We start from the raw sequence: 11,877 nt of genomic DNA, 5'->3' as shown, positions 1-11,877 counted from the left end.
GGATTGGGGGACAAGGGGACAAGGGGATTGGGAAAGAAACTTCTCCCCTGCTCCCTGCTCCCCTGCTTCTTCTCCCCTCATTTCTCCATTAAAAAAGCCCGAAACTTCAAAGTTCCGGGCGCGTTGTGAATTTATCAACATGACGCTATTTACCCGGAATTTGCGCTGGGCCAAAAGTAAAAGCTATAAAACCAGTTACCGAAATAGTTCGTCATGATGAAATTTTGCTCCTGAAAAAACAAAAACCGCAGAGTCTTCTCTACGGTTCACTGGGCGGCTTCCATGAGGAAACTTAATTCACTGCCCGTGAACCGCCTGGCGCCAAAAATAAAAGTAGTGTTTGTTGCTGAACATTTGTGTAGCGTTGAGTTAATAATTGAATATACACTTCTAATAAAGCCACATTAGCAGAAGGTATCCCCAGCGTCAATACCAGCAAAATCCCTATCAACAATGATGAATACTGAAAAATTCGATAAATCAGATGATTTGTAGCTTATTTTGCCTTGAACCGATTAACTCTTGAGCGCAATATAGTTTGATTATGCCCAGTTCCAAAATATTAAGCACATCTTTCGATATTAAAGGAGATTATCCATGTCCCGTATGTCGCATAGGTAAAATTTCTCAGATGCCTATGATGGAGGCTATGGGTTGTGACTTCTGCCATGAAATTTTTACCGTTAACCCAGAGCAGCAACAAATCAAGATGCCTTCTCGACAACCTCCGTTGACTTGGCGCTGGAATGGATTTAATTGGACAGAAGCGCAATTGGAAGGTGTGGAATTGGGTTGGGGTTATGTACTCGCCGCAATTAGTTTTGTTTTGCTACCAACCACTTTAATTGGCATTGTCGCTTACTATTTTCCGCCTAGTGTTAATGCTCCCATTACGTGGATACCATACATTTGGACTATACTAACTTTTTTGTCACATTTATCCATTATTGGGTGGATTTTTATTGAGGTTTATCAAATACCAGTTGTCGCATATTTGAGAGCCATAAATCGGTGGAGAACTGGGGTTATGGGAAGATAGCAAATTAAAAGATAAAACTAACAATTCTCAAAGGCAAAAATCAGAGTTAAAAGGTAAGGTTTTATCACCCATAAGTTTGAATAAAAACAAACTATATCGATACAAAACTACACGTTTTAGATGGCGATCGCAGTGTAATTGCGTTATATACCAAAAAGATATAGCAAGTTTGAGCTTGTCAACAACAAGGTTACTGATAAGCTCAATTATTTAAAATACGCCTGTATAATATTTAAATATCAGTACAAAAATTTTCAATCCCCATGTTTCCAGTCAAAGTGAGAGTCTAAGTCATGGAACCCCAATAGCAGCAAAGTGTCAGTAGCCAACAAATTTGTGATTACCAATTCAATGGAAAAGTTCCGAGTTATATATGATCTAAATAACAAAGATATTTTTTCAAGAATTAAGCCGATAAAAGGCTGCATCACTCATAATTAATTTGATTATCCACCTAAACGTCTTATGAGCGATCTGGAGCAGTATTATAGAGTATTGGAATTAGACCCTGGAGCAACACTTGAGGAAGTAAATCAAGCTTATAAAGACTTGGTTTTTGTCTGGCATCCAGATCGCATTCCTCTAGACAATGTTCGCTTACACAAAAAAGCCCAAGAAAAGCTAAAAGCAATTAATGAAGCGCGTGATCAATTGCGATCATTAAATGGCAAGCAACAGACTAGTTATACCAAGCAACAGACTAGTTATACTAGTTATCATGCGCCCCAGCCTCGACGAACTCCACAACCACAATACAAAAAAACCCCTGAAAGTACATACAAACCACCCCAGCAAAACCAAGATTTGAGTGGTAAAGACTTCAGTAAGTCTAATTTAAGCAACAAAGATTTATCTGGCAGAAACTTAAGCTACGCTAACTTGAGTGGTGCTGATCTCAGTGACACCTTTATGCATAAAGTCATACTCAGAGGGGCGAATTTGTCAGAAGCAAATTTGTTTAGAGCCAACTTACTACTGGCTGATATGAGAGAAGCTAACTTGCGTTCTGCTAACTTGATTGGTGCAGATCTCAGTGGCGCTGACTTGCGCGGAGCCGACTTTACAGGAGCGCGGATTCGTTCAGGCGATCGCCTACTGGTAAAATTGATTGGAGCTAACTTGACTGGTGCAATTATGCCTGATGGCGCCATCCATAGTTAAAAAAATATACGTAAGTACAGTAAAGTTAATGTAGAGACATAATGAATCATGTCTTTGCTTTTAACTGGAAACATCAATTTTATTTATGAATATTGCCATTATTGGTTGTGGTTATGTCGGTTATACACTTGCTCAGTATTGGCAGAGCAAAATGACTTTTATGATCACCGCTACCACAACTACCCCTGAGCGCGTCCCTACCCTACAAGCAGTAGCTCAAAAAGTTTTCGTCACTCCAGGAAATGACTCAGAAAAATTAAAATCGGTATTACAAAATCAAGATATTGTAATTTTGAGTGTGGGTGCAAAAGGGGCAAACTTATATGAAGAAACTTATTTAAATACTGCTAAAACCTTAGTTGATATTTTACCACAGATTCCTAGTATTAAACAACTGATATATACAGGCAGTCATTCAGTTTATGGTGATAAAAATGGTGATTGGGTAGATGAAGATACGGCAGCTATCCCAACAAATGATAATGGCAAAATTCTCAAAGCGACGGAGGAAGTATTGTTAGCCGCATCTAGTGAAAAACTCCGCGTTTGTATCTTAAGATTGGGGGGCATTTATGGCCCTAACAGAGAACTAATAAAAATATTCAGACAAGCTCCTGGCACAACCCGTCCCGGTAATGGCGATCAAATAAATAATTGGATTCATTTAGATGATATTGTAGCGGCTATAGAATTTGTGCGTCAGCAACACTTACAAGGTATTTATAACCTGGTTGATGATGCTTACCTTACCAGTAGAGAACTACTTGATAGATTATTTGAAGAACACAATTTGCCCAAGGTACAATGGGATCATACGACCAAAAGTAACCGCCCCCATAACGCCAAAGTTTCTAATCAAAAAATTAAAAAAGCTGGATATAAGTTAATTCATCCCCAGATAATATTTTAGGTTTTCTAGAAAAAAATTAAATACTTGATATGACCAATAAACTCAATATCACCATATCTCCTACCCAGTTTTACACCTGGCGAAATTATCGCTGTGCCTACGAAACTCATCAACCACCTAATTCTCAAAGTGAGGGTATTCCTTTACTTTTAATTCATCCCATTGGTGTGGGTTTATCGCGGCAATTTTGGCAGAGATTCCGCACGCAATGGTATACAACAGGTCAAAAAAATACCATTTACAATCCCGATTTGTTAGGGTGTGGCGAAAGTGATATGCCCCATGTAGCTTATACACCGAAAGATTGGGCAGAGCAATTATCTTACTTTTTACAAACAGAAATACAAAAACCTGTTGTTGTCATAGTACAGGGTGCGTTATTACCAGTTGCTATTGAATTAGTTAAAAAAGAATTAAATTCAATTGCTGGGCTTGTTTTGGCTGGGCCTCCTGCTTGGCCAGTCATTACCAAAGAGTCATCAGCATGGCAGCAAAAAATCTTATGGAATTTATTTGATTCGCCTTTTGGTAAACCTTTTTATCGCTATGCGCGTACCGAAAAATTTTTGCGTTCTTTCTCCACACGTCAACTGTTTGGTTCAGAACTGGCTGTAGACCGTGAGTGGTTAACTATGTTAGAAGCAGGTGCAGAAAATCCTGCCAGTCGCCATGCCGTCTTTTCGTTCTTGGCTGGTTTTTGGCGACAGAATTATAGCATTTACCTGGCTTCTATTCAGCAACCAACACTAGTAGTAGTGGGAGAAACCGCATCCAGTATTAGCAAAGAAGGTAAACAAGAAACACCAGATGAACGCTTGGCCGATTATCTTGCTTGTTTACCGCAAGCTCAAGGAATTAAATTACCGGGGCGTAACGTTTTACCTTACGAGTCTACTACTGAATTTGTGCAGGCGATCGCACCTTTTATCAGCCAGTTATCAAAAAACTCTCAACTCTAATAAATATGCAAAATAGCCAAGAACTATCTCTCCCCAGCATGGGCTGTGGAACTTGGGCCTGGGGTAACCAATTGCTTTGGGGATACGATGAAAGCATGGATGAGCAGTTACAATCCGTGTTTAACCTGTGTGTTAGTAATGGTGTAACTTTATTTGATACAGGTGATTCTTACGGAACAGGCCGCTTAAATGGTCGCAGTGAAAAACTGTTAGGCAAATTTTCTCAAGCATACCAAGGTGTAAATCAAGACAATATCTGCATTGCTACTAAGCTGGCTGCTTACCCTTGGAGATGGACAAGTAAATCAATGGTAAAGGCTTGTCAGTCATCTGCTCAACGTTTGGGTAGAAATGTCGATTTAGTCCAAATGCACTGGTCAACAGCCAATTATGCGCCTTGGCAAGAATCAGGCTTACTAGATGGTTTAGCTGACCTTTACGAACAAGGATTAGTCAAAGGCGTTGGCTTATCTAACTACGGGCCAAAACGGCTGGAATATGTGTATAAAAAGTTTTCCGAGCGCGGAGTACCGATAACTACCCTACAAGTACAGTACTCTTTGCTATCCACATATCCTGTAACTGAACTTGGTTTAAAAGACGTTTGTGATCAATTGGGAATCAAGCTGATTGCGTATAGTCCATTGGCATTAGGCATATTAACGGGGAAATACTCAGAAACAGGCCCCTTCCCCAAAGGCATCCGGGGTTTATTGTTTAGACAACTATTACCGGGAGTGCGATCGCTCTTAGAATGTTTACGAGAGATAGCTGCATCCAGGCAAAAAACCATGTCCCAAGTAGCAATTAACTGGTGTATTTGCAAGGGAACCATCCCCATCCCCGGCGCTAAGAGTGTAGAACAAGCACAGCAGAATATTGGTGCTTTAGGTTGGCAGTTAAACGCTAGTGAGATTGCTGAATTAGATCAAGCGACTGGGAGTGCAGATAAAAAAATGGTGCAAAACATCTTTCAAACTCGATAAGTTACGTAGTTGTTCACGCAAAAATGTTTGGAATGGAGGAATTTGGTAATTAACTGCTTGACTTGGGGGTCTTGATAGCTATTAGGGAAAGCAATTGCCCTCCAATTTTGGGAAACCTAAAGATGGCAGTTACTGATAAATGTTACCAAAATTTTATGAGAACTCTTCAACAATCACCATCACTTAGGGCAGCATTCCAGCAAAAAATCGACACAAAAAAATCTACTAAACACCAAGAAATTCATGAAACATTAGGTGATGGCTTTTTGGGGGGGTTGGGTTCATTGATGTTTGAATTAAACCAAGCCAAAAATAAATTCAAAGGCAATATGGGAGAATGGGGAGTATCATTACTTTTGCAATCTTTTCCCGATACATGGGTGATATTTAATAATGCTTTAATCCCTACTAAATCAGACTCTCTAACAGAAATAGACCATCTAATTATCGGTGAGGGTGGTGTGTTTTTAGTAGAGGTAAAAACCTGGAAAGGTTCATTTAGTGCATATAAAGATAAATGGAAACGACGCGAAGGTAACAACTGGGTAGCAGTTGACAATAGTCCGACTTCTCAAAGTGTTTACCATCAAAAAATGTTTAGTCAATGGATTACTTCTTTAATACCTAACCTTCCTAATAGGTTTGTTGCGTCTCCAGTAGTCTTCCCAATTGCTAAATGGATAGGAGCAAATGATTGTTCAGTTCCAGTTTTACAAGGTATCCCTGCACTGCTACAAATGATAAATAGTTCTCCTGATTGTTTAACACCAATGCAAGTACAGGCAATTGCCCAAGCCGTTGAAAGCTTGACACTGACTACAAACATTACCTCAATTCCTAAACCGATTCCTAAGCCTAAACCTATTAAGCGCCAGAATCCTACAAGTTGAGTAAGTGCGATCGCATACCCACCCAAGACAAACCAGCAGATAGATGAAGAGTGGGCAAACTAATGATACTTTGAGATGAGCAAAAGCAGATAACAAAAAGTAGCTATTATGATCGTTGTCCATCATCTTAATAACTCGCGCTCACAGCGTGTACTATGGCTACTTGAAGAATTAGGTATTGAATACGATATCAAGTTTTACGAACGCGACTCCAAGACGATGCTGGCACCGAAATCACTGCGCGAAGTCCATCCCCTTGGCAAGTCACCAGTGATCACAGATGCAGAAAAAACTATTGCTGAGTCGGGCGCTATCATCGAATACATAGTAGAGCGTTACGGCAATGGTCGGCTAATCCCAGAATCCGGTACACCAGAACGGCTGCGTTACACTTATTGGCTGCATTACGCCGAAGGTTCAGCAATGCCACCTCTGGTTATGAACCTCATCTTTAACCGTTTTGGGACAGGGGACAGCAGCGCCAATGACGCATTTATCGCGCCCCAAATTAAGCTTCACTTTGATTACATAGAAGATGAACTTGGTAAGAATACGTGGTTTACAGGCGAAGAATTTACTGCCGCCGATATTCAAATGAGCTTTCCTCTGGAAATTGGCGTTATGCAAGCCCAACAGGTAGAAAACCGACCAAAAATTCAGCAATTTATCGAGCGCATCCATGCACGACCGGCTTACAAACGCGCCCTTGAACGTGGAGGCAAATACGACTTTGCCAAGAGTATATAAGGAAACTATAACTCCACTAACCCCACTGACCCGTGGGGTTTTTATTTATCAATAACAATAAAATCATCCCCATTCCCTATTCCCCATTACCCCTTATCCCCAGAGGGCCCCGAGTTCCCCACTCCCTTACTTTAAGAATCTTCCGGAAAAACCCACTTAGGCGGTTCTGTCATTTTTTTCCGCAGTCGTTCTTCCGCCATTTCCAGCATTTTGTCTAAAGAAGTCTCCTCAATAAATTTAGATGTGGCTTCTCTAAACTCAATATTGGGGCATTTATCCCCCAACACACAACCATTAACGCAGGCTTCAGCGCAATTAATTTTCTGCTCCACAGTGAATTCCTCTCTCTTAAAATAATTTAGTCCTTGGTCATTGGGTAAAATTCCCTGATTACCCCACCTCCCCATCACTACTTAATTGACCATGATAAAACTCCTGCTACGCTAAAAGCATATATATAGCAATGTTTTTCTCAAAAAGGCGCTCATGTCGGAACTCTTAGCCATTACTGGAACCATCGCCGCCATCGCAACTGCTGTGATTCCCCAACAGGGTAGCGTGAGTATTGTGCGGGTGTCTGGTGACCAAGCAATGGCCATCGCTCAAGCTCTTTTTTTCGCCCCTGGAAATCAAGTTTGGGAAAGTCATCGCATTCTCTACGGTTATATTCGTCATCCCCAGACACAACAATTGGTGGATGAAGCTTTGTTATTAATTATGCAAGCACCCCGTTCTTACACCCGTGAAGATGTGGTGGAATTTCATTGTCACGGGGGAATTATAGCAGTACAGCAGGTATTACAACTGTGTTTAGAAACAGGCGCTAGGCTAGCTCAACCAGGAGAATTTACTCTCCGGGCGTTTTTGAATGGGCGATTAGATTTGACCCAAGCCGAAAGCATAGCCGATTTAGTAGGAGCGCGATCGCCTCAAGCAGCCCAAACAGCTTTAGTTGGTTTACAAGGAAAATTAGCTCATCCTATCCGACAGTTACGCGCCAACTGTTTGGATATTTTGGCGGAAATCGAAGCCAGAATTGACTTTGAAGAAGACTTACCACCGCTGGATAGTAAAGTCATAATATCAGATATTGATAAAATTGCCGTAGAAATCACCAAATTATTAGCCACCAAAGACAAAGGCGAACTGCTGCGGACAGGTTTAAAAGTGGCCATTGTCGGGCGACCAAATGTTGGCAAATCCAGCTTATTGAATGCTTGGAGTCAGAGCGATCGCGCCATAGTTACTGATTTACCCGGTACCACCCGCGATGTAGTGGAATCTCAGCTAGTGGTGGGGGGGATTCCCGTACAAGTGCTAGATACAGCAGGCATTCGGGAAACAATCGACCAAGTAGAAAAAATTGGCGTCGAGCGATCGCGCCGTGCTGCCAGTGCTGCTGATTTAGTGCTGTTGACTATCGATGCTGCCGCAGGTTGGACTGAAGGCGACCAAGAAATTTATACACAGGTACAACATCGTCCGTTAATTTTAGTCATTAATAAAATTGATTTGATAGAACCCGCATCTATGACATCTTTGGCATATCCTCAGCAAATTAACCAAATTGTCACCACAGCAGCGGCAAAAAATCAAGGTATTGATAGCTTAGAAACAGCAATTTTAGAAATAATGCAAACCGAAAAAGTACAAGTTGCCGATATGGATTTAGCCATTAACCAAAGGCAAGCAGCCGCATTAACTCAAGCTAAAATATGTTTAGATCAAGTACAAGTAACGATTGCTGATCAATTACCCCTTGATTTCTGGACAATTGACTTACGTGGTGCAATTAATGCCCTGGGAGAAATTACTGGCGAACAAGTTACAGAATCAGTACTAGATAGAATTTTTAGTAAATTTTGTATTGGCAAATAAAGTTAAATAATTGGGAATTTTAAATTTTGCCTACACCAAGAGGCTCAGATAATTAACTTCTTTGAGTCCGCGTAGGCGGACTTCGTTTGTGTAGCCGCGATTTCTAATCGCCTGTGAAACAGTTAAGATTAATATCTTCAGATATATCCACTATTTATCTAAAATTAAACATATGTCTTTTATAGATGAAAATAATAATGTTAATGCCTTAATTATCGGAGCCAGTCAAGGCATTGGTCTAGGTTTTGTCCAAAAATTGCTAGACGATGAAAGAATTGCCAAAATTTATGCAACCTATCGTCAAATTGAGTCAGCGGGAGAACTAATAACCTTAGCCAAAAAATATGCTGGTAAACTAATTTGTTTATCAATGGATATTACTGAAGAAGCTCAAATCGTTGCCGTTATCCAAGAGATTAAAAACGAAGTCAATAAATTGCATTTAGTGATTAACTGTGTAGGACTATTACATGAAGGCAACTTACAACCTGAAAAAAACTTAAGGCAAATTAATTCCGAAAATTTACTACGTTACTTTCAAATTAATAGTATTGGCTCAGTGCTGCTAGCTAAACATTTGTTACCTTTATTTCGTCATCGGGAACCTAGCGTATTTGCTAGTATTTCGGCAAAAATAGGTAGTATTGGTGACAATCAATTGGGTGGTTGGTATGGCTATCGCGCTTCTAAAGCAGCACTAAATATGTTTATGCGAACAGCCGCAATTGAGTATAAAAGAAGCTCTCCTCAAACATTAGTCGTAACTTTGCATCCAGGAACAACAGATACACGTCTTTCCCGTCCCTTCCAAGGCAATGTACCACCAGAAAAACTATTTTCAGTGGAACGTACTGTAACTCAATTGCTTAGTGTCATCGAACAACTTCAAGAAGGTGACAGTGGTCAGTTTTTTTCATGGGATGGCAGTAAGTTACCTTGGTAGGTAAACTAAATTTTGAACAAGCAACTTAGGAATGTGGATTTAATAAAAGACAGAACCTCACCCCCAACCCCTCTCCTTACCAAGGAGAGGAGAGACTTTGACGCAAGTCAAAGGCGGGGTGAGGTCAAAAACTAGACTTGCATGTTATTTAATTCATATTCCTTATTACCAAAACCTATGAAATTTTTTATTCCCGCCGCCAATGACCATACCAGAGCCGAAGATGTCTATAAAAATATTGCTAAGTTTGCCCAAGCACCAATTACTGAAAAGCGGATTTGGAAATTACGTTGGCATGATCAACAGATGAATGTGGAATGTGAGGTAGGAAAAACTTTACCATCTCATTACCTAACAGGAAAAGAATTAGTTTTAGCAATCTTTGATTGTGAAAATGTGTATAAAATTTGTACTCTTACTCATGGAGCAGTCAGGGGAGAGCCTATAGTGGTTGAAAAAAATCCTCAATCTATAGCCATCTATTTTTCGGAGACTGCCAATAATTGAATGAATTTACACGGCGCTGGCATATAGGGCCCAATTAATTGCAAAATAAATGGAGTTCGACATGGTGACTACCTAAAAATGCCGACTACACTTGCTGAAGTCCAAAACTTACTATCTGACCTCATCACTGGCTACTCATCGCGTGTAGATTATCTGATGATTCGCCTTGAACAATCAGAAGCGACTGATATCTTGTTGCGCGGTGACAAGGTGGAAACTCTGAGTGAAGGCATTTCCATTGGTGGACATATTCGCGCTTGTTATAAAGGTGGATGGGGATTAAGTAGTTTTAACCAACTGGGGACAATTAAAGAGCGGATCGAAGAAGCGATCGCCGCCGCCCGGATGGTTGGTGATGAAGAAACTTTACTAGCTCCCATTGACCCAGTGCAAGCAATCTGCGAACTACCCCTGACAGGTACTAACCCCCGAAAAATCCCCCTGTGGCAGAAAAAAGAATTATGCGATCGCTATACTGATTTACTCAAAAGTTTTGACCATCGCATTACGACAACTTCAGTCCGCTATGGTGACAGCGCTCAAAAAGTGATTATTGCCACCTCAGAAGGGACTCTAATTGAGCAATCTTGGGTAGATATGGAAATGCGCTTTGCCGCCACAGCCAGAAACGGTGAAACTGTGCAGACTGGTAGGGAAACCACTGGTTCTCGCAAAGCATACGAAGATTTAACGGCGTTGGATGAACAAGTTGTCAGTTCAGCCCAAAGAGCGATCGCTGCTTTATCGCTACCATCTGTCAAAGGTAATACCTACACCGTAGTCATTGACCCAATTCTCACGGGTTTATTTGTTCACGAAGCCTTTGGACATCTTTCCGAAGCCGATATGGCCTACGAAAACCCAGACTTGCTAGAAGTCATGACCATTGGCCGGCGATTTGGCCCAGAAGAACTACAAATTTTTGATGGTGCAGCCCCAGAAGGACATCGCGGCAGCTATTTTTATGATGATGAAGGTACACCAGCCACCACTACCCAATTAATTAAAGATGGCACTTTGGTAGGACGCTTGCATTCACGGGAAACCGCAGGCAAATTAGATGAGACACCCACAGGCAACGCTCGTTGTCTTGATTATCACTATAACCCCATTGTCCGGATGACAAACACCTGGATTGAGCGCGGAAAAACGCCAATTGCTGACTTATTCACAGGTATAAAAACAGGAGTATATGCCCGTAATTGGCTAGGTGGCATGACCAATGGCGAAATGTTCACCTTTAGTGCTGGAGAAGCATGGATGATTAGAAACGGCAAAATTGCTGAACCAGTGAGGGATGTGACGCTTTCCGGTAATGTTTTTCAAACCCTGGCAGATATTGAAGCCATCGGTAATGACTTTTACTGGGATGAATCCGGTGGTTGTGGCAAAGGTGGACAGAACGGCTTACCTGTAGGTTGTGGTGGACCCAGTCTGCGGATTCGGGATGTAGTAGTGGGCGGAGAAACTTGAATGAGGAAAATATATTGAGAAGATTTTTGTTAATAGTACTGTTTGCTCTATGGCAATTAATCGTTATTCCCCCCGCCCTAGCTGCCGAAACAGTCAACGCTGCTAAAATCTTCAACGCCAACTGTGCTTCTTGCCATATAGGGGGTGGTAACGTCCTCATTCCCCAGAAAACCTTGAAAAAAGAGGCATTATCTAAATATCTGGATAATTATAACAGTGACTCTATTGAGGCAATTATCTATCAAGTAAAAAATGGCAAAAATGCCATGCCCGCCTTTAAAAACAAGTTAACTACTGAAGAAATCTTACAAGTAGCCGCTTACATTTTCCAAAAAGCCGAACAAGGGTGGTGAAAAGGCAGGGGGCCAGGGGGCAGGGAGCAGG

The 11,877-nt window shown here is 41.1% G+C and carries 14 protein-coding genes; 12 read left to right on the top strand and 2 right to left on the bottom strand.

Annotated elements, in window-relative coordinates; all coding sequences use genetic code 11:
* Window positions 1–292: 292 nt before the first annotated feature.
* A complete protein-coding gene (locus tag ACM0OS_RS26260) occupies window positions 293–454 on the bottom strand; it encodes a hypothetical protein (RefSeq protein WP_414546115.1) in 162 nt (53 codons plus the stop codon).
* Window positions 455–544: 90 nt separating this feature from the next.
* On the opposite strand from ACM0OS_RS26260, the gene ACM0OS_RS26255 reads away from it, so the two are divergent.
* The 7 genes from ACM0OS_RS26255 to ACM0OS_RS26225 all read left to right on the top strand — a co-directional run bounded on the left by ACM0OS_RS26255 (window position 545) and on the right by ACM0OS_RS26225 (window position 6,692).
* The gene (locus ACM0OS_RS26255) at window positions 545–1,039 is read left to right on the top strand and encodes a hypothetical protein (protein ID WP_414546114.1); all 495 of its coding nucleotides are present in this window, start codon (window positions 545–547) and stop codon (window positions 1,037–1,039) included.
* A 465-nt stretch (window positions 1,040–1,504) separates the two neighbouring features.
* The gene (locus ACM0OS_RS26250; protein ID WP_414546113.1) at window positions 1,505–2,200 is read left to right on the top strand and encodes a pentapeptide repeat-containing protein; all 696 of its coding nucleotides are present in this window, start codon (window positions 1,505–1,507) and stop codon (window positions 2,198–2,200) included.
* 85 nt (window positions 2,201–2,285) lie between these two features.
* Window positions 2,286–3,110, top strand: coding sequence for an SDR family oxidoreductase (locus ACM0OS_RS26245; RefSeq protein WP_414546112.1), 825 nt, complete (start codon window positions 2,286–2,288; stop codon window positions 3,108–3,110).
* Window positions 3,111–3,139: 29 nt separating this feature from the next.
* Complete coding sequence (locus tag ACM0OS_RS26240; protein WP_414546111.1) at window positions 3,140–4,069, top strand: alpha/beta fold hydrolase; 930 nt, start codon at window positions 3,140–3,142, stop codon at window positions 4,067–4,069.
* A gap of 5 nt (window positions 4,070–4,074) precedes the next feature.
* Window positions 4,075–5,055 (top strand): aldo/keto reductase, encoded by a 981-nt coding sequence (locus tag ACM0OS_RS26235; RefSeq protein ID WP_414546110.1) that lies wholly within the window; start codon window positions 4,075–4,077, stop codon window positions 5,053–5,055.
* A 155-nt stretch (window positions 5,056–5,210) separates the two neighbouring features.
* Complete coding sequence (locus ACM0OS_RS26230) at window positions 5,211–5,945, top strand: nuclease-related domain-containing protein (protein ID WP_414546109.1); 735 nt, start codon at window positions 5,211–5,213, stop codon at window positions 5,943–5,945.
* A 108-nt stretch (window positions 5,946–6,053) separates the two neighbouring features.
* Window positions 6,054–6,692, top strand: coding sequence for a glutathione S-transferase family protein (locus ACM0OS_RS26225; RefSeq protein WP_414546108.1), 639 nt, complete (start codon window positions 6,054–6,056; stop codon window positions 6,690–6,692).
* Between the two features lie 131 nt (window positions 6,693–6,823).
* On the opposite strand, the gene ACM0OS_RS26220 is transcribed toward ACM0OS_RS26225, so the two are convergent.
* Window positions 6,824–7,024 (bottom strand): hypothetical protein, encoded by a 201-nt coding sequence (locus ACM0OS_RS26220; RefSeq protein WP_414546107.1) that lies wholly within the window; start codon window positions 7,022–7,024, stop codon window positions 6,824–6,826.
* A gap of 154 nt (window positions 7,025–7,178) precedes the next feature.
* Here ACM0OS_RS26220 and mnmE point away from each other — a divergent pair, with 154 nt between their 5' ends.
* The 5 genes from mnmE (at window position 7,179) to petJ (ending at window position 11,846) form a co-directional block, all read left to right on the top strand.
* A complete protein-coding gene (gene mnmE / locus ACM0OS_RS26215; RefSeq protein WP_414546106.1) occupies window positions 7,179–8,570 on the top strand; it encodes a tRNA uridine-5-carboxymethylaminomethyl(34) synthesis GTPase MnmE in 1,392 nt (463 codons plus the stop codon).
* 172 nt (window positions 8,571–8,742) lie between these two features.
* Window positions 8,743–9,513, top strand: coding sequence for an SDR family NAD(P)-dependent oxidoreductase (locus ACM0OS_RS26210; protein WP_414546105.1), 771 nt, complete (start codon window positions 8,743–8,745; stop codon window positions 9,511–9,513).
* Window positions 9,514–9,690: 177 nt separating this feature from the next.
* Window positions 9,691–10,020 carry a hypothetical protein gene (locus ACM0OS_RS26205; RefSeq protein ID WP_414546104.1) on the top strand — a complete coding sequence of 110 codons (330 nt, stop codon included), beginning with the start codon at window positions 9,691–9,693 and terminating at the stop codon, window positions 10,018–10,020.
* Between the two features lie 78 nt (window positions 10,021–10,098).
* On the top strand, window positions 10,099–11,493 hold the full coding sequence (locus tag ACM0OS_RS26200) for a TldD/PmbA family protein (protein WP_414546103.1): 1,395 nt from the start codon (window positions 10,099–10,101) through the stop codon (window positions 11,491–11,493).
* 26 nt (window positions 11,494–11,519) lie between these two features.
* Window positions 11,520–11,846, top strand: a complete 327-nt coding sequence (gene petJ, locus ACM0OS_RS26195; protein WP_414546102.1) for a cytochrome c6 PetJ — start codon at window positions 11,520–11,522, stop codon at window positions 11,844–11,846.
* Window positions 11,847–11,877: the final 31 nt, after the last annotated feature.

This window comes from Nostoc sp. CCY0012 (assembly GCF_963920855.1).
Classification (GTDB): domain Bacteria; phylum Cyanobacteriota; class Cyanobacteriia; order Cyanobacteriales; family Nostocaceae; genus Cyanocohniella.
Note: the sequence above shows the minus strand (reverse complement) of the source record. Positions and strands in the feature narration are given on the sequence as shown.